20 protein-coding genes, 1 pseudogene and 1 other annotated feature (1 of these 22 cut by a window edge) are annotated in these 18665 nt (G+C 37.1%); of the genes and pseudogenes, 8 read left to right on the top strand and 13 right to left on the bottom strand.

Features of this window, described 5'->3' with window-relative positions:
- Positions 1-30 precede the first annotated feature (30 nt).
- A complete protein-coding gene (locus OR571_RS06375; RefSeq protein WP_282242028.1) occupies positions 31-906 on the top strand; it encodes a cation diffusion facilitator family transporter in 876 nt (291 codons plus the stop codon).
- Between the two features lie 98 nt (positions 907-1004).
- Here OR571_RS06375 and OR571_RS06380 read toward each other — a convergent pair whose 3' ends face one another.
- The 4 genes and pseudogenes from OR571_RS06380 to OR571_RS06395 form a co-directional block, all read right to left on the bottom strand.
- Complete coding sequence (locus OR571_RS06380) at positions 1005-1652, bottom strand: response regulator transcription factor (RefSeq protein WP_282242029.1); 648 nt, start codon at positions 1650-1652, stop codon at positions 1005-1007.
- A gap of 11 nt (positions 1653-1663) precedes the next feature.
- A complete protein-coding gene (locus OR571_RS06385; RefSeq protein ID WP_282242030.1) occupies positions 1664-2779 on the bottom strand; it encodes a GAF domain-containing sensor histidine kinase in 1116 nt (371 codons plus the stop codon).
- A 267-nt stretch (positions 2780-3046) separates the two neighbouring features.
- Positions 3047-4778 (bottom strand): annotated as a pseudogene (locus OR571_RS22910) (phospho-sugar mutase).
- 18 nt (positions 4779-4796) lie between these two features.
- Complete coding sequence (locus tag OR571_RS06395; protein ID WP_282242031.1) at positions 4797-6338, bottom strand: carbon-nitrogen hydrolase family protein; 1542 nt, start codon at positions 6336-6338, stop codon at positions 4797-4799.
- A gap of 130 nt (positions 6339-6468) precedes the next feature.
- Here OR571_RS06395 and OR571_RS06400 point away from each other — a divergent pair, with 130 nt between their 5' ends.
- Genes OR571_RS06400 through OR571_RS06410 form a run of 3 tightly spaced genes read left to right on the top strand, consistent with a single transcriptional unit; the run spans position 6469 to position 8267 of the window.
- On the top strand, positions 6469-6900 hold the full coding sequence (locus OR571_RS06400) for a disulfide formation protein C (RefSeq protein WP_282242032.1): 432 nt from the start codon (positions 6469-6471) through the stop codon (positions 6898-6900).
- A complete protein-coding gene (locus tag OR571_RS06405; RefSeq protein ID WP_282242033.1) occupies positions 6897-7367 on the top strand; it encodes a thioredoxin family protein in 471 nt (156 codons plus the stop codon). Before OR571_RS06400 ends, OR571_RS06405 begins: the two co-directional genes overlap by 4 nt.
- A 51-nt stretch (positions 7368-7418) precedes the next feature.
- Positions 7419-8267 (top strand): RluA family pseudouridine synthase, encoded by an 849-nt coding sequence (locus OR571_RS06410; protein ID WP_282242034.1) that lies wholly within the window; start codon positions 7419-7421, stop codon positions 8265-8267.
- Between the two features lie 73 nt (positions 8268-8340).
- Here OR571_RS06410 and OR571_RS06415 read toward each other — a convergent pair whose 3' ends face one another.
- A complete protein-coding gene (locus OR571_RS06415) occupies positions 8341-8568 on the bottom strand; it encodes a hypothetical protein (protein WP_282242035.1) in 228 nt (75 codons plus the stop codon).
- Positions 8569-8643: 75 nt separating this feature from the next.
- On the bottom strand, positions 8644-9021 hold the full coding sequence (locus tag OR571_RS06420; RefSeq protein ID WP_282242036.1) for a hypothetical protein: 378 nt from the start codon (positions 9019-9021) through the stop codon (positions 8644-8646).
- A 289-nt stretch (positions 9022-9310) separates the two neighbouring features.
- Here OR571_RS06420 and OR571_RS06425 point away from each other — a divergent pair, with 289 nt between their 5' ends.
- Positions 9311-9883 (top strand): hypothetical protein, encoded by a 573-nt coding sequence (locus tag OR571_RS06425; protein ID WP_282242037.1) that lies wholly within the window; start codon positions 9311-9313, stop codon positions 9881-9883.
- A gap of 31 nt (positions 9884-9914) precedes the next feature.
- Here the strand turns inward: OR571_RS06425 and OR571_RS06430 are convergent, their stop codons facing one another.
- From OR571_RS06430 to queG, 4 genes are all read right to left on the bottom strand, one after another.
- Positions 9915-10739 carry an aldo/keto reductase gene (locus OR571_RS06430; protein WP_282242038.1) on the bottom strand — a complete coding sequence of 275 codons (825 nt, stop codon included), beginning with the start codon at positions 10737-10739 and terminating at the stop codon, positions 9915-9917.
- A 39-nt stretch (positions 10740-10778) separates the two neighbouring features.
- Complete coding sequence (locus OR571_RS06435) at positions 10779-10961, bottom strand: hypothetical protein (RefSeq protein ID WP_142540633.1); 183 nt, start codon at positions 10959-10961, stop codon at positions 10779-10781.
- Positions 10962-11263: 302 nt separating this feature from the next.
- Complete coding sequence (gene trmL / locus OR571_RS06440) at positions 11264-11737, bottom strand: tRNA (uridine(34)/cytosine(34)/5-carboxymethylaminomethyluridine(34)-2'-O)-methyltransferase TrmL (RefSeq protein ID WP_282242039.1); 474 nt, start codon at positions 11735-11737, stop codon at positions 11264-11266.
- 12 nt (positions 11738-11749) lie between these two features.
- Positions 11750-12889 carry a tRNA epoxyqueuosine(34) reductase QueG gene (gene queG / locus OR571_RS06445; RefSeq protein ID WP_282242040.1) on the bottom strand — a complete coding sequence of 380 codons (1140 nt, stop codon included), beginning with the start codon at positions 12887-12889 and terminating at the stop codon, positions 11750-11752.
- 55 nt (positions 12890-12944) lie between these two features.
- Between queG and OR571_RS06450 the strand changes: the two genes are divergently transcribed.
- The 3 genes from OR571_RS06450 (at position 12945) to OR571_RS06460 (ending at position 15479) form a co-directional block, all read left to right on the top strand.
- Entirely contained in the window at positions 12945-13634 is a 690-nt protein-coding gene (locus OR571_RS06450; protein WP_282242041.1) for a B3/B4 domain-containing protein, read from the top strand.
- A gap of 3 nt (positions 13635-13637) precedes the next feature.
- On the top strand, positions 13638-14153 hold the full coding sequence (locus OR571_RS06455; RefSeq protein ID WP_282242042.1) for a hypothetical protein: 516 nt from the start codon (positions 13638-13640) through the stop codon (positions 14151-14153).
- Positions 14154-14417: 264 nt separating this feature from the next.
- Positions 14418-15479, top strand: a complete 1062-nt coding sequence (locus tag OR571_RS06460; RefSeq protein WP_282242043.1) for an ATP-grasp domain-containing protein — start codon at positions 14418-14420, stop codon at positions 15477-15479.
- 114 nt (positions 15480-15593) lie between these two features.
- Here the strand turns inward: OR571_RS06460 and OR571_RS06465 are convergent, their stop codons facing one another.
- From OR571_RS06465 to proS, 3 genes are all read right to left on the bottom strand, one after another.
- The gene (locus tag OR571_RS06465) at positions 15594-16469 is read right to left on the bottom strand and encodes a hypothetical protein (RefSeq protein WP_282242044.1); all 876 of its coding nucleotides are present in this window, start codon (positions 16467-16469) and stop codon (positions 15594-15596) included.
- The gene (locus OR571_RS06470; RefSeq protein ID WP_282242045.1) at positions 16456-16968 is read right to left on the bottom strand and encodes an RNA polymerase sigma factor; all 513 of its coding nucleotides are present in this window, start codon (positions 16966-16968) and stop codon (positions 16456-16458) included. Before OR571_RS06470 ends, OR571_RS06465 begins: the two co-directional genes overlap by 14 nt.
- A 127-nt stretch (positions 16969-17095) precedes the next feature.
- The gene (gene proS / locus OR571_RS06475; protein ID WP_282242046.1) at positions 17096-18535 is read right to left on the bottom strand and encodes a proline--tRNA ligase; all 1440 of its coding nucleotides are present in this window, start codon (positions 18533-18535) and stop codon (positions 17096-17098) included.
- Between the two features lie 41 nt (positions 18536-18576).
- Positions 18577-18665: a binding site (T-box leader), on the bottom strand; it runs 129 nt beyond the window's last position.

Raw genomic sequence — 18665 nt, forward strand, 5'->3', positions numbered from 1 at the left:
TGCAATAAAATGTTGAAAAGAGGAAACACTTTGGAGCTATATACAAATTTACGTGAAGGGGAAAGAGGAGCTTGGGTAAGTATTGGTATTTACTTACTATTAAGTACTATTAAACTTAGTGCGGGTTTTCTCGGCTCGTCTGAAGCATTAAAAGCAGACGGGTTAAACAACTTCACAGATATTATTGCATCTATTGCCATCCTAATAGGACTTCGAATTTCACAAAAACCACCAGATGATCATCATCAGTACGGACATTTACGTGCAGAAACTATTGCATCTTTAATTGCTGCTTTCATAATGGCGTCGATTGGAATTCAAGTAATTATTCAAGCGATTCAACATATAACAAATCCAGTACAACAAACTCCCTCCATATTAACCGCAATTGTTGGGCTTATTAGTGCACTCGCCATGTATATCGTGTACAAGTACAACTTAAAATTAGGTACTCGAATAAATAGTGCAGCTTTAAAAGCTGCTGCATATGATAATCGTTCAGATGCATTAGTTAGTATAGGTGCAACAATCGGTATATTAGGATCCATTTTTGGTTTCCCTATGTTAGATGGTATTACTGCATTGATTGTTGGGATTATTATTATTTATACAGCTTATACAATTTTTCATGAGGCTGCCTATACATTATCGGATGGATTCAATGTGGAAGAGGCTGAATCATTGTCTACTGTCGTAAAACGCGTGCAAGGGGTAGAAACGCTAAAGGATTTTAAAGCTAGAATGCATGGCAATTTAATGTTCGTTGATATAACCGTTACGGTAAATCCCAATCTTAACGTAATTGAAAGTCATCGAATCACAGAAGAAATAGAACAACGTATTATGAAGTTAAAGCCTTTTTCCGTAGCGCTTGTGCATATTGAGCCGCATTTAGCAGATGAATAAGTTGTTGATTGGCCGTTTTTTGTTAATTGTTCAATTGAACGCATATTTGCAGATTCAAAAAGGAAGTTCGCAATGATTTTGCGAACTTCCTTTTTACTTTATTGCCCACTTGGTTCTGTGAGTCCGTGTTTGACTGCATATAGCGCAGCCTGGGTTCGATCTTGCACTTGTAGCTTAACAAATATATTCGATATATGCGTTTTCACCGTTTTTTCTGTTACAAATAAGGATGATGCTATTTCACGATTGCTTTTTCCTTTTGTTAGCTCAGCCAACACATCCTGCTCTCTTGGAGTTAAAGGATGCTCTTCATGCGGGGAAAGTGGTGTGACTTCCACTTCTTTTTGAAGCTGAGAAGTGGCCTCTGGGTGCAATGTATTTTCTCCACGCATTAATTTGCGGATAGCTTCTGCCAAATCATCTGGTTCGATATCTTTTAATTGGTACCCTGCAGCTCCTGCTTTTAGTGCTGGTATAACGTGGTCTCTATCAGAAAAACTTGTAAGCATTAGAATTTGAATTTGTGGGTATTTTGCTTTAATACGTTTTGTTGCTTGAATACCATCCATTTCTGGCATTACAAGATCCATTAATACAATATCAGGCTTTAAAGTTGCAGTCAGGTCCACCGCTTCTTTTCCATTCGAGGCCTCTCCCACTATGTCCATATCTTTTTGCGTTTTTAAAAAGAACATTAACCCTCTTCTAACTACATGATGGTCGTCGGCGATTAAAACTCGTATCATTTCTATCCCCCCTAATACGGTAAACGGACTAATATCTCCGTTCCTTTATCCCATTCTGTTACCCAATCTACTGTTCCACTAACGGAATATGCCCTATCTTTCATACTTTGTAATCCTAGCGATCTAAGGCTGTTTAATTCATTCATATGAAATCCACGTCCTTCATCTTTTATGACTAACAATACATCTGTAGAAGTAATGGTTAAATACAGTTCTGCTTGTAAAACACCTGAATGCTTTCGTACATTATTCATTGCTTCTTGTGCGATTCGGAACAAAGTCTCTTCAATTTTAACTGGTAAATTTATAACTCCTTTAACATTCACATTAAGCGTTAACCCTAGTATATCTCCATACCCTTTTAATCCTTCTATTATTCCATTTTCTAAGCCTTTCGGGCGGAGCTGCCATATAAGTGCTCGCATTTCCGTTAAAGCTTCTTGCGTTAAATATTGAATCTCTTTAAATGTGTCTTTAACATCTTGCTGCTCTGTCATTTCTATACCGCCTCTAGCAGTTAAGGTAACCGAAAATAGTAATTGATTGACCGAATCATGTAAATCGCGAGCGAGTCGATTTCTTTCCTGTACAAGTGCAACTTGCTGCTCTTGTTTTGTTAATAAAATTCGCTTAATCGCAGATCCAATTTGAAAAGCAACAGACTCTAATAACGCAAGTTCTCCTTCTGAAAAACGAATCGTGTTTGGGGTTGCAACATTTAAAAGACCGAATCTCTCTTGGCCAGACTGTAAAGGAACCGTTGCATGATGTGTGATATTACTATAATCTTTACTGCTACTCCTTCTGGAATGGACAATTCTTTTACATTCGATAATATTAGAAGCCTTGTCTAACTCGCTATTTAGAAATCTTGTAACACACCAACACCCACCTTTTTGCAGGTGTTTACAGTCATTTTGTTGCAATGCATTTGGCAGATTTTCATGGGCGATTAGTTCTTGCTTCCCTTTTTCGTTGATAAAAAATATCCAACCGGTCTCGAATATCGTCCCTTCTAATAGCTTACGAAGCGCACCTTGAAGCATTTTCTCCATTTCTGTTTCTTCGTTTAGAAATTCTGCAATTTCTTTTAATAATTCAATATTTGAGAGTTCATTTAACTGCATGTAAACTCCTCCACCTTATGTTCTCTTACTTTCCATCATATCACTTAATCGAACCGCACAGTATCTACATAGCTTCATACTTTTGACTGAAAAACTTAACTCTTTGTATCAAAAGCAAGTAAAAACCAGCCCCTTCGCATATGAAAGGGCTGGTTTTTAAGATGGAGATATATTAGTGCTATCTAATTAACACGTATGAAAGTTTTTAGTACTAGATTTTCAAGTAAGTCTTCGCTAATCACATAACGAATCAATGCTTACATGGGATCATTGCAATCCATCCTCTAAATATTTATTCATTTCAGCTGAGAATGCTTCTTTTAGAAGTGCAAGCTTTTCCATACTTTCTGCTTCTGTCCCACTAGTCACACCGAAATAATATTTTATCTTCGGCTCTGTTCCACTTGGTCGCACACAAACCCACGAGCCATCTACAAGAAAGTATTTTAGTACGTTCGATTTTGGTAATACAATCTGCTCCGCTTTCCGACCATCAACAAATGTTCGAAGGGACGTCGCATAGTCTTCTTGAGAAGAAATAGCAATGCCTGCAACTTCTGTTAGTTGATTGACACGAACTTGTTCAAGTAAGTTTTTTATCGCACTCGCTCCACTTACTCCTTTTTTCGTAACAGAAACAAGTCCTTCTAAATAATAACCATGTCGCTCATATAACGCATATAGAACGTCTACTAGTGTCATGCCTTTCTCTTTATAAAAAGCAGCAGCTTCTACGATTGCTAACACACTTTGTATCGCATCTTTATCCCGCGCAAAGCTTTTCACTAAATAACCATAGCTCTCTTCATAGCCGAACAGAAACTCGTACTCTTTCGTTTCTTCATATTGTTTAATCTTTTCTCCGATAAATTTAAATCCTGTTAACACATCTTCCGTGCTTGCACCATGATACTCTGCAATCACTCGTCCAAGATCAGATGTCACAATCGTTTTAAACACACGGCCATTTGCAGGCATCGTTCCTTTTTTCTTTTCGCTGTGTTAATAAATACTCGATTAAAATGGCGCCAGTCTGATTGCCAGTTAACAGTTTGTATCCTCCTGCTGTTTTCACCGCTAGTCCAACACGGTCTCCATCAGGGTCTGCTGCCACTAAAATGTCTGCATCATATTTTTCTCCATATTGTATTGCGAATTCAAAAGCGCTTTGTTCCTCTGGATTTGGTGATTTCACCGTTGGAAACTCACCATTTGGTTCCATTTGTTCTTCTACATAATGGATATTTTTATAACCTACTTCGCTTAAGATTTGTTTCACTGTTTTACCAGACGCACCATGTAGTGGAGTGAAAACTACTGTTAAATCGGTAGTTGATGCGATTGCTGGATTTTCTTGCACGGTTTTTAATTCCTCTATATAAGCCTGATCAATATCTTCATCTAAATAGGTAACTAAGCGATCATCAAATGCTTGGTGAGTTATTTGAAGTGCATCACCAGCGTCGGAAACATAACGAATAACGGCATCTGCATCTTGTAAATTTAACTGTGCTCCGTCTTCTCCGTATACTTTGTAGCCATTATACTCAGGAGGATTATGGCTTGCCGTAATAACAATTCCCATAAATGCATTTAGTTTACGCACTGAATAAGACAGCTGCGGCGTCGTTCTAGGCTCATTATACAGATAAGCTTGAATACCATTAGAAGCTAATGTATTCGCTGCTTCGTTTGCAAATTCAGGAGAAAATCTACGACTATCATAAGCAATAACGACGCCACGTTTCATCGCATCTACTCCGGCCATCTTAATATAAGCCGCAAGACCAGTAGTGGCTTTACGAATCGTATATGTATTCATACGATTCGTCCCTGCTCCTATTTCTCCTCGCATTCCACCTGTACCAAATTCTAGATCCCTATAAAACGCATCTTCCACACGTTTTTCATCATTTGCTAACAGATGAAGGTCTTCTTTCCAAACAGATTCTAACTCAGCAAAACGATTCCATTGCTCGAACAATTGTTTATAAGACATTCGTGAAACACCCATTCCTCATTTTTTATAATCTATACTATAGACATCATGTCGACGGTCTTTTAAATGCTTAACTGTTCCGTCTTGTCGTTGTCGTCTTAATATTTCTAAATCGACATCTCCTATTAAAACCATTTCGACATTCGGTTCTGTTTCGCCTACAATCCCGTCTCTCGCAAATTCAAAATCAGATGGAGCAAAAATGGCAGATTGTGCATACTGGATATCCATATTTTCGGTTTGTGGTAAGTTTCCTACTGTACCTGAGATAACCGTATAAATTTGGTTTTCCACTGCGCGTGCTTGTGCACAGTAGCGAACTCGTAAGTATCCTTGGCGATCCTCTGTACAAAATGGCGTGAAAATAATATTGGCACCCATATCTGTTGCAATTCGGGCAAGCTCTGGAAATTCGATATCGTAACAAATTTGAATGGCAATTTTCCCACAATCCGTATCAAATACTTGCACAGAATCTCCTGCACTAATTCCCCACCATTTGCGTTCGTTTGGTGTAATATGGATTTTATACTGCTTGTCAATCGCGCCATCACGATGAAATAAATACGCAATATTATAAATTTCCTCGTTCTCTTCTTCTACAAAATGAGAGCCAGCAATGATGTTAATATTGTAACGTACAGCTAAATCTGCAAATAATTCCATATACTGTGGTGTATATTCCGTTAATTTACGAACTGCCTGACTTGGAGAAGGCTCATCTAAGAAAGACATAAGCTGGGTCGTAAAAATTTCTGGAAATACAACGAAATCGGATTGTGCATCGGATGCAACGTCTACAAAATACTCACATTGATGAGCAAATTGTTCGAACGAATTTATTTTGCGCATCATATATTGCACTGCACAAATTCGCACTGGATAGCTCGTTTTAAAATGCCGCTTTGATAATGGGATATAATCTACGTTATTCCACTCCATTAAAGTGGCGTATTTAACGGAAGCTTTATCATCCGGTAAATAATTTGGGTTAATACGCATTAAGGTAAAACCATTCATCAATTGAAAGGTTAATACGGGATCGTATATTTTATGACGAGAAACAGCCGTTACATATTCTCTCGGTGACATTTCGTTTGCGTGTTTATGGTAATTTGGAATGCGGCCACCAATAATAATGGATTTTAAATTAAACTGTCTAGCTATATCTTTTCTGCCCTCATACAAACGTTGACCGACTTTCATTCTTCTATATTCGGGATGCACCATTACTTCAATCCCATATAAATTATATCCATCTGGATTATGATTTGTAATATAACCTGAATCTGTTACGTCAGACCATGAATGACGATCATCGTACTCATCAAAGTTAATAATAAGACTGGAGCATGAACCGATTACTTTTCCGTCCAATTCAGCTACTAGTTGACCTTCTGGGAATATCGTTAAATGACTGCGCAAATGAGCTAGTTCCCAAGGGTCCATCCCTGGAAAGCACAGGCGCTGTATTTCTAAAATAGATTCAATATCAGAAAAAGTCGTTTCTCTTATAACCATGCTTTTTTCAAATTGGGATAGATCAAATTCTTCCGACATAATATCCACTCCTCAAACTTTTCACTAATTTCTATTATATAACTCTTTAGGGCTCAGTTAAAATATTTTACATGTTTTCAAAGAAGCCGTATACTTTGAATGGAGTTCAATGAGTTCAAAGGAGAAGCCTATGACAAAAAAAGTCGAAAATTTAATGTTATTTATGTGGGTAGTGGCTTTTACCGCAACACTTGGGTCGCTATATTTTTCAGAAATAAGACAGTACGAGCCTTGTGAATTATGCTGGTATCAACGACTACTTATGTATCCTCTCGTATTGATAGTAGGAATTGCTTTTGTCCAGAAAAATGCTAAAATTGCACTTACTTCTCTTGCCTTTTCTATCATTGGTGCATGTATTTCTGCATACCATTATAGCATTCAAAAGTTAGACTTTATGCAAGATTCTGCTCCAGCTTGTGGAAGAGTATCTTGTACTGGTGAGTATATAAATTATTTAGGCTTTATTACGATTCCATTTTTAGCACTTATTGCTTTCATTTTAATCGCAGTTAGTAGTGTACTTGTTTTAAGAAGTTTGAAGGAGGAAAAATCATTATGAAGAAATTAGCCATATTTGGCGGGATTATCATCTTAGTTTTCGTATTAATATTCGTATTGAATGGACAAAAAAACAAACAAGCATTATCGGACAACCCTTACGATAAAGAAAACCTAAGACAGTCTACAATTGATCTAATAAAAGATCCCAACTACCAAAATATCATCCTTCCAGATGACCTAAAAAAGAAAATCGATAGCGGCGAGCCTGTTACTGCTTATTTCTTCAGCCCAGAATGTGTGCACTGTCAGGAAATGACACCAAGACTAACGCCACTTGCAGAAGAAAATAAAGTAGATATTGTGAAATACAATGTCCTAGAATATGAACAAGGTTGGGACGATTATTTGATCGAAGCTACTCCGACAACTATCTATTTTAAAGATGGAAAAGAAGTAGCGAGAATGACTGGTGCGCAACCAAATGAAAATATCCAAGCATTTTTTGATCAAGTCGTATTAAAATAATTAGAGGGGTCGTGTCCATTAGACATGACCTTTTTTAAAGGAGAATAAAGGATGTTACATACACTAACCTATACAGTTCCAGAAGACGGACTAACGATTGAAACAATTTTACAAAATAACTGGAAGCTTGGAAAAAAACTTATCCATGACTTACGTATGCAAAAAGCAGTGAGTAATACTAGTGGGGAACTATTGCAATGGAAATTACCAAACAAAAAAGGAGATGTATTAGTTTTTAAGTGGGAAGGAGAATCGTCCAATTACGCCCCTTCCGACCAAATCCCATTATATGTTGCATATGAGGATGAATACTTATTAATAGCATCTAAACCGCGTGGCGTTGCAACTCACCCGAACGAAGAAGGTCAAAACCATACATTTATGAATACCGTATCCCACTATCTATCAAGTAAAGGTCAAAATTATGGGGAACATGTTCACCGAATTGATGAAGGCACAAAAGGTTTAATCGTGGTTGCGAAAAACCCGATTGTTAAAGGAATGCTCGATCGTATGCTTGAAAATAAAACAATTATCCGCACATACGAGGCAATTTTGGAAGGAGAGTTAAAAAACCAGCACGGCACGATTCGGGCTGCAATCGGAAACGATCGCCATCACCCAACGAGAAAGCGGGTTTCCCCTTCTGGTCAAAAAGCTATCACGCATTACGAAGTAGTCGGCAGACATCCGCAGTTTACAAAGGTACATGCCATATTAGAAACGGGTCGTACACATCAAATCCGTGTACATTTTGCCCATCTGGGTCATCCAATTGTTGGAGATGATTTATATGGAGCGAAGAAAACACCTACTAAAACATACGAGCTCCATGCTTTTAAAGTACAATTTGCTCATCCGATAACAGGTGAAATGATCGTCGTAGAAGACAAGAGATAGTAATGCCACATTATCTATAAAATCGAACAAAGTCATTATCAGAACTATTACGCTCTGATAATGACTTTTTAGTTTATAAATTTAACTCTTTCTTTGCATTTTCCACTGCCTGCATAAGCTCTGCATCTTTAACAATTGTCACATCAGGGTCCACTTGTTCCTTTTGAGGTAATTCAAATTGAAATTTTTCTGCATATGGTGCAGGTCTATTCATTAAGAACTCCGTAATCTGTTCCGCAATTTTTTCACGAGCTTCTTCAGCGGTCCTCTTACCAGTTACTATTTCATGCATCATATTCATAGAAAAAGTATTGGCGCCTTCGTTATCGCAATGTACAGATACCTCTCCCCTTGTTCTGTCAATAACGAGACTACCCTATAGTTTTGCTACTTCCCCTGCTTTTTCCGCTGGCACATGATAGTCAATAAACTGTTCGAGCATATCCACATGAGGTTCGGGAAAGTCATGAGGAACTCCTTCTTTATAAACGATTGTTTTCTTCCATGGACCATTATAGTACCAACTAATTGTTGAATGTGTAGTGTCATTCGGTGGACCATAAAACTCGATCATCTTTTGCGTTACTTTTTTGGAAAGTGTTGGCCAGTCCTCTATTAACTTTTCAACTACTGTAAGGTCCACTGTAGTATTAGTGCCTCTTTTCCCATTCATATCAGTCGCATGAAGCTGCTTGTTAGATTCCATCGCAATTGCAGCTGTTTGTAATCGTTCCTGTGCGCTCAATTGATCCATATGGCTGGTTGGTTTGTTCGTTCATATTCAATATTCCCATTCCTTTCTTTGAAATTATTTAAATGGATTCTCTTTAGTTATCTTCCCTCTCACTAATCGATTAAACAAAATATTCCTAAAGTCCATACTCATTCGAGACACAACTAAATAAGTATCAGGTATCAGTACATCACCAATACTTTTCTTTATCGTTTTAGAATAGATTTTGGAAATGATTACAAGATTTATTTTAATTATCATGGGTATTCATTAGTAGAGGAGTATCCTGAAGAAGAGGGAAGCGATATACTTGTTTGGATTTTCAGATTTATTATCAGTAGCTATTTCAGCCTTTATCATTTTGCCCATTGTAGTATTTTTAAGAGAGAGTGGTTACTTAATTGTAAGTAAAATTTTAGGCGTGGAAAACCCAAGAATCACTATTGGCTCTGGCCCTCGGATTTTTAAAATAGGAATTTTCGATGTTCGAAAATATTACCATCTATATAGTTGGTTTTCTTATGATGATATACGAAGAAAAAGTAAATTTACTTATGTCTTTATTTATGCTGGTCCTATTCTCGTTAACCTCTTGCTTGCATTAGTTATTAATGCACTTTTAGCGAATGGAATTCTGAACGAATACAAGGATTTTTGGGAGCGATTTATTTTTTATGCGTTTTACTATGTTTTGTTTGATTTGATTCCGATGAAAACTTTAAATGGCATGCCTAATAACGGGATGATTATTTATGAGATGTTACGATATGGTAAAAGAACCGATTATAATCAGCAGCCCTTTATCCCGACAACTACTGACGTTGAAAAAGAATATCAGGAACAAATGAAACAAATAAAAAAAAAGAAAGAGGTACAGGAATAGCATCCATGTACCTCTTTTTTCTTTTTACGGACTAAAAAGTCTCTGGATCCATCCCTGTTCTTTCATCTAAGTTTAGTGCATCGATATTTTTCATATCCTCAGCTGACAGCTCAAAATCAAAAACTTGGAAGTTGTCTATAATTCTAGCAGGTGTCACTGATTTCGGTATGACGATTAAATCGTTCTGTAAATGCCAACGGATAATTATTTGTGCCGTTGTTTTACCATACTTTGCACTAATATTTTGTAAAGTAGATTCATCAAGCAATCTACCTCTTGCTAGAGGCGACCAGGAAGTAACGGCAATTCCTTTTTCCGTACAGAAATTTCTAAGATCCACTTGTGTTAATCTTGGATGACACTCAATCTGATTGACCATCGGTTGTATGTTGGCTTTTGCTGCAATTGCTTCTAGATGATGCTGGTGGTGATTCGAAACACCAGTTGCACGAATTAGTTTCTCTTCATATAAACGCTCGATTGCACGATATGTGTCAACAAACGTTTCTTTTACTGGCCAATGGGTTAAATACAAATCTACATAGTCCAAGCCAAGAAGCTCTAAGGATTTTTCAAACGCTTTTAATGTTTGATCGTATCCTTGATCGGTATTCCATACTTTTGTGGTAATGAAAATATCTTCTCTTGCAAGTTTAGAGTGACGAACTGCTTCTCCGACTTCTTTCTCGTTTGCGTAAAGAGATGCCGTGTCTATATGGCGATAACCATTATCAAGTGCAGTGGATATTGCTTGTAACGCAATATCTGGTTCGGTCATTTTGTAAACTCCTAAACCAATACGTGGCATTTCTACTCCGTTTGCTAAACGTTTTGTTGAATCCATATGTAATTCCATATTGATCGTCCTTTCTTTTAAAGAAAACGACTGAAAAGCTCAGTCGTTTTTCCTCTGTTTAATAGAAGAAGTATCATCTGATTGTGCTGGATCAGATACTCGATGATCTTTTTCTAGCTCATTGTCATCGCGAAGCTTCTCCATTTGTTTTCCTAGTTGCTTTACTTCTTCCATATTTGTTGCCATCGAACCGTTTTCTGGACCATTTTTCAAATTACTCATTTAAAAAATCACTCCTTTTCTATATCCTAGTAGAATTGTATGGCAGATGCAACTCTCAAAAGGTACATTTTTTGCCATAAATTCATTTTTGCCAATATTTCTTTTTACCCTAAAGTAATGTATACTTATGGTTGAATATACTGGAGGAGGCGCTTAATATGAGATTAATCCTAGTTCTTGGCGTTTGTGTAGCATTCCTTACTGCGATCTTCACTGCAGGATATGATGACAAACCAGGTGCATCTAAAAAATAAGAATGTATGTTAAAACGGACGATGCCTTTACGGGCTCGTCCGTTTTTTTTAATGTAAATTAGGATAATCTTGTTGTCTTAATGCTTCATATATTAATATAGCAGCCGTATTAGATAAATTTAAGGAACGAATATTATCATTCATCGGAATTCTAAGGGCTCGGTCCGGATGAGCATCAATTAGTTCACGTGGCAACCCTTTCGTTTCGCGTCCAAAAATAAAGAAATGATCCTTCTCCGCGTCACTAAAGTTATAAGTAGTATGCGGCTTCGCACCAAACTTCGTGATTAAATAATATTCCGCTTCAGGGTGTGTCGCAAAAAAGTCATCTAACCCATCATAATACGTAATATCTACATGCTCCCAATAATCTAAGCCAGCTCTTTTTAACATTTTGTCGTCTGTTGAAAATCCAAGAGGTCTGATTAAATGTAATTTTGCCCCTGTTCCTGCACATGTTCTAGCGATGTTCCCTGTATTTGCTGGTATTTCAGGTTGATATAACACGATATTAATACTCACTATTTCCACTTCCTATTTCTCAATTGTATAAAACTCTAAGCCTTTACGAATTTCTATTAGTACTTCTTCTGCTTTTTCGGTTTGCTCTGCTTTCTTCAATGCAGTCCGACCTTCTTCTGTGTTTATCTTTCCAATAGCCCAAGCTGCTGTTCCTCTTATTACTGGACGAGCATCCTTTTCCATCAGTTCGATCAATGTTGGTACAGCGGACTCTTCTTTAAAGTGAGCAAGCGCTAATATGGCATTTCGCTGAATTGGATTTTTCCCTCTCCAAGCACCAGACATATGTCCATATGTCTCTTTAAAAGTCCGATTCGTCATGTTCAGCAATGGTAGAAGCAGTGGCTTTACAAGCTCTGGATCTGGTGTAAATGCTTCTTGATGCAAATTCGCTTTTCCTTTGTTTTTCGGGCAAATCGTTTGGCATGTATCGCACCCATATATACGATTCCCTATTTTTGTGCGAAATTCATCCGGAACCATTGTTTTCGTTTGTGTGATAAAAGCGATGCATCTTTGTGCATTTAACTGTCCTCCTTGGATTAATGCTCCAGTCGGACAAATATCTAAACAAAGTGTGCACTCGCCACATTGATCCTCCATCTGTTCGCTTGGAGCAAATGGAATGGATGTGATCATCTCACCTAAGTATACGTAGGAGCCAAATTCGGGTGTAATAACCGCACAGTTTTTTGCACTCCAACCGATTCCAGCACGTTCTGCAACTGCACGATCGGACAACTCACCAGTGTCTACCATGGAACGCAGTTTTGCATCCGGTATATGGGTTAATATATATAATTCTAAGAGCGCAAGCTTTTCTCGTAAGACGGTGTGATAATCCATTCCCCAGGAAGCTCTAGCGAAGATTCCTCGTCGTGCTCCTTTTATACTTTTCGGAGCATCTTTCATTTTCGATGGATACGCTACGGCAATCGAAATAATACTCTCTGCGTCAGAAAGTAAAAGCTCTGGATGCGTTCTTTTTTCAATATCTGGTTCTTCAAAACCCGAAGCATATCCTAGCTCTTGTTGTCGAATTAATCTATTTTTCAATTCCTTGAATGGAGAAGCAGACGTAAACCCAATTTTATCAATTCCAATGGAAGCTGCATATTCTATTAGTTGTTGTTGAAATTGATTGATATTCACAATTGTTCTCCTTTCTTATGATACACTTAAGAAAATAGTTGTAAGGATGGTTGCTATGATGTTTACATTAAATGATTCTTTATTGCAAATCGAACCTAATTTTAAAATAGGCATTATTCATTATACCAAAATTGTCGTTTCTCCTTCTCCTCAAATGCTTAAAGGTCGGCTTCAATTATTTCAAGAACAGCTTTTCTTTGAAATGGAAGAGAAAAAAGTTACCGAATTTGACGGCATAAAAGAATGGCGAGTTCTGTGGAAGAATTTTGGTGCTGATCCAAATAGATACCGTCACTCAGCTGAAACACTATATCGACGAATTGCAAAACAAAATTATATCACACCAATGCATTCTGCAGTAGATTTAAATAATTTCTTCTCGTTGCGTTATGAAATACCAATAGGCATATACGATTTAGAAAAGATTGAAGGAAATGTTCAAATTTCTATTGGCAATGAAGACACATCTTATGAAGGCTTGAATGGTAGAGAAAACAATTTACATAATATACTTACGCTTCAAGATACTGCCGGAGCATTTGGTAGTCCCTTTGTCGATTCAATCCGCACAGCAGTAACGGAAACAACAACGGATGCCGTTCAAATCGTCTTCCTCCGTCCAACGATGAATATGGAGGAAAGTCAAAAACTAATCCATTCGATGGAAGCAATGTTTACTCAAATTCATGGCGGAGAACCAAATTCTTTTGTTTTAAATACAAATAATAGAGAATGGGAGATTTAACATATGGCAAATATTTCGTTAGCAGAGGCTGTAAAACTAAAAAGTATCCTATTAAAAAGAATTCATGAGCTGGAAGAAGAAATTATGCGCGTAGCTTTTATAACTATCGAAAAAGGCAGTTCTCCTGAAATTGGACCTCGTACGGTCTCTGTAGTAGACAATGAAATTACATTAACAAGAAAAGATATTCGAACACTCGATAAACTTATCTATGAAGCGAATATAAGCAATACAGTGACTTTTAAAGACAAAGCTTATACAATTGTAGAAGCAATAGAACTTGCTACACAAATGCGTGCCCAAGCAAGGATCTATAAACAATTAGGCGCATCAGAAAAAGAAAGAGTACAGTACGGATATGGAGATGGAACGACCTATGTCCAGGTTGCCCTATTTAATCCTGAAGAATATCGTGTAAATGCTCTTCAATACGAAAAAGAAGCAAACAAGCTATCTGGGATCATCAATGCAAAAAACTACTCCATCACGATTAATTTTGATGATGAAAAATACGCATAATCCTTGGTAAGGTGAGACTCTTTACCAAGGGCATAGTTAGGAAATCACTCTCAAATTGAATTAGACAAACCAATGACCTCTAACCTTTCACTTTGTGACTCATGACTAATGACCATCCATTGCAATAGCAAACGATTTCTAATTAGTGTGCTCTGTGATTTCCTGCTATGTAAAACGCTCCTTCCCACTTTTGTGGAGGAGCGTTTTAATAATATAATCTTCTTTAATTAACCTAAAATATTACATAGAAAATGAGGAATTAACATGTCGATTAATATTTGGTTCAATAGATGGTTTTCAACTGTAGCACATTACATGGAGATGATTCGACATAATTCAGATCAACAAGAGTTTGTTATCTATGGCACACATCCTAATCCAGATACGGTGTATTTTAATTACTGTGATGTATCAGGCACAGAACCAGATATCGAGGGAGAAGCATATTTACAGTTTTGTATAGACTACTGTATACAAAACCAGATCCATGTATTTGTTCCACGAAAAGAAAATGTGCTTATCTCTCAAAATTTAGACAAATTCGAGGAAATCGGTGTGAAAGTGTTAGTTTGTCCAGATGGTGATTTAATGGCCTTAGTAGATGACAAAGCAGCTATGTACCGCTCCTTGCAGGACCAAGAAAATGAAGGGAATTTTATAGTAGCTATTCCTTCCTACCGAATTGTCAACAATGCGAAAGAGTTCCAAGCAGCTTATGAAGCATTAAGTCAGAATAATACGAAGCTATGTATTAAGCCTGTTATTGGAGAAGGAGCGAGCGGATTCCGTATTATCGATAATAAAGCAGATACTATTCCTTTTATATTCAGTACAGCTTCCTCCCAAAAGATTTCCTATGATACAGCTATTAAAATTTTAAAAACGCAAGAACATTTCCCTGACTTAATGGTTTTAGAATATCTTGATGGTTATGAGTATAGCATTGACTGTCTAGCCGAAGCCGATGGAACTTTACTTACGGCAATACCAAGGAAAAAAGGAAATGGACGCATTCGTGAGATTGAATACAATAAAGAATTAATCGAAATCGCTGAGAAAATGGCTGCACAATATAAAATTCCTTACGTATTTAATATCCAAGTAAGATATAAAGACGGCATTCCAAAACTATTAGAAATTAACCCTCGTATGAGTGGTGGGTTACATATAAGCTGCCTATCCGATATTAATTTCCCCTATTATGCAATTAAGTTATTACTAGGCGAGCAATTAGAAACCCTTGATCCTAGGTTTGATGTGAAAGCAACGCATATTGAACAGCCGGTAATATTATCTTCCTCCAAAGATTCTGTAGTATTAGTGTAAATACATTATGTAGATAGAGACGTTCCTTTCATTTAAGGAAGGAACGTCTCTACTATTATTTTATCGAAAATTATGTGTGTAAACTATCATCAAGAGTTTGAATACTTTTTCATACTAATTCTCAAATATTCCCGTTTGTTCTCCATCAATAAGGAGCTTCCACATTCCATGATCTTTCCATGTTAGATTACCCTTGTAATAATAAATTATTCCTCCCCCTCCACCGTCTATCACGCTACTGTCCTGCTTAAAAACGGTAGTTTCCACTACTCTCCCTTTGTTATCGAGTAACTTCACCTCGATTATTTCCTTTTCTCCAAGTGTACTTTGTAAATATACTTCATAAGCTTCACCGATTGGAATTTCCTTTGGAGAATCAACGAGTGCATAGTTTTCCGTTTTAGGGAATGGTGGGAAGACATTAACTGTAAATGCTTCGAATAGTACATCTTCCACATAAAACGATAACTGCCATTCCCCTTCTGATGGGAACGGAACAAATCTAGCTAATGTATGAGCATCCTCACTATAAAGGCCGCTTGAGAGAACACCTTCTGTTAACACAATCTTTTCTCTTTTTATATTTTCCGCTTCTACTCTGAACTTTTTGTCCACAAGCGCATGCTCATCTCCCCAGAAGTAAAGCATCATCTTGGACACTCTTCTCTTGTCCTCTGCAACAAATTGTTCATTAAAAACAAGAATCCCTATCCTACCTTCCACTCCCAGTACTTCTTGATCTCTATCTGGTAATGTAAAAACTGTTCCTTGTTGTGCACTAAATTTGTAATAATCTTCATGCGTTAATAAAAGCAAAAGAAGTATAGAGCATATGGCTACAATCGTAAATATTGGTTTTAATAAGACTGGTTTCTTAACTATATTTTGCTTAGCTCTCAACGTATATAATAATTTTTCTTTTTGTTCATTCTCCAGTGAATACTTTGGAAGGTTTTTCAAACGATTTTGCAGTTCCTTATAATCCTCCATATTCATATCCCTCCTTTTCTAAGAGTGTCTTTATTTTTTTCAAGGAGCGATGATATATCACATTTATATTATTCTCATTACTTTTCATCACATGGCTAACTTCCTTGGATGACATCTCCAAAATCCCTTTAAGAATGATGACTTCTTTATATTTTGATGGAAGCTGACTAATAGCATTGTATAAATGGCTGTTTTCTTGATTTAGAATGATATGCTGTTCTGTACTAATAGAAAAATTCTGCTCTTGTAATAAGGTATGCCTGATTTTGCTCCAAACTCGATTTCTTCTGTAACGATCGATTACCATATTTCTGGCGATGGATATAAGCCATGTTTTTGGATGGGAGCTCTCTTTATATTTATTTATTTTGCTCCACGCTCGAAGAAATGTTTCTTGTACCAGATCTTCTATTTCCATTGATCCAGTGTAGTATATTAGAAAGCTGGTTATATCTTGTTCGTATAGCTCAAACCATTCTTCTATTAAGCTCTTCTCCAAGGGATCCCCCCTTTCTTTAATAATTAGACGAATGTATTTCATTTATCTTACATGAAATGTTGAAAAAATAAAAAATCAACCATTTAACAAGCAATGGTTGATTTTTTAACTTATATTTTCTATTTAATTAGTAAGCACGACCGAACCATACAGTATGTTTCGATTCCTTGCCACAGTTGATACATGTTGCTTTTTCAGCTGGTGGGTTGAATGGAATATTACGTGTCGTAAATTTCGTTTCATTCTTCACATGCTCTTCACAAGCGTCATCTCCACACCAACCTGCAAGAATCCATCCTGGGATTTCTCCTTTATCAGTTGAATCAGTAAGATGTTGTTTTAACTCATCTAATGAATTCACATGTGTATGCGAGTTTTGATCACGGAATGCACGTGCTTTTTCAAGTAAACGTGTTTGCATTGTTGTTAACTCTTCTTCAATGCGTTCCACTAAATTAGGGATATCTACAGATACTTTATTCTCTTCATCTCGAGCTTTTAATAGTGCTTGGTTGTTTTCTAAATCACGTGGTCCTAATTCAATACGAACTGGAACTCCTTTTAACTCCCACTCATTAAATTTATAGCCTGGAGATTGGTCAGAATCATCTAGACGAACACGAATACCTTTTGCTTTTAATGCAGCAAACACTTCATCTAGTTTTTCCATAATAGCAGGATTCTTTTTCCAAGGACCTACTGGTATTAATACAACTTGAGTTGGAGCAATACGTGGTGGCAATACAAGCCCTTGCTCGTCACCATGAACCATAATAACCGAACCGATTAGACGTGTAGATGTTCCCCAAGATGTTGTATGCACATGCTGATGCTTGTTTTCTTTATTTAAATACTTAATATCAAATGCTTCAGCAAACTTTGTTCCAAGGTAATGAGATGTACCAGCTTGCACTGCTTTTCCGTCCTTCATCATGGCTTCAATAGAATACGTATCTACAGCCCCTGCAAAGCGTTCAGAAGGAGTTTTTTGACCATCGTATACTGGAATTGCTAATAGCTCTTCTACGACCTCTTTATAGATGTTAAGCATCTGCATTGTTTCCGTACGTGCCTCTTCTTCATCTGCATGCGCAGTATGCCCTTCTTGCCATAAAAATTCAGAAGTACGAATGAAAGGAAGAGTTTTCTTCTCCCAACGGAATACGTTTGCCCATTGGTTGATAAGCACTGGTAGATCACGGTAACTCTTAATCCAGTCAGAATATAAATGACCTATCATTGTTTCAGAGGTTGGACGAAGTGCTAGGCGCTCTTCCAATTTTTCACCTGCTGCCTCTGTTACCCATGGTAGCTCTGGTGAGAAGCCTTCGATATGATCTTTTTCTTTTTGAAAAAATGATTCTGGAATAAGCATTGGGAAATAAGCATTGCGATGTCCAGTCTCTTTAAAACGTCGATCCATTTCAGCTTGAATATGCTCCCAAATCTCAAAGCCATCCGGTTTAAATGCAATACACCCACGAACAGGTGTGTAATCCATTAAATCTGCCTTCTGAATTGTGTCGATATACCATTTCGAAAAATCATTTTGTTGTTGATTTGTCATAAAGTTCCCTCCTAATAATAAAAAGCACAGAGCAGTCCTCGGAAAAGGACGTCTCTGTGCTGGATAGACGTGGTACCACCTTAGTTTAGCTAAAATTCCTTTTAGCCCTCTAATACGTTTGTTAACGAAA

The sequence above is a fragment of the Psychrobacillus sp. NEAU-3TGS genome (assembly GCF_029955155.1).
Classification (GTDB): domain Bacteria; phylum Bacillota; class Bacilli; order Bacillales_A; family Planococcaceae; genus Psychrobacillus.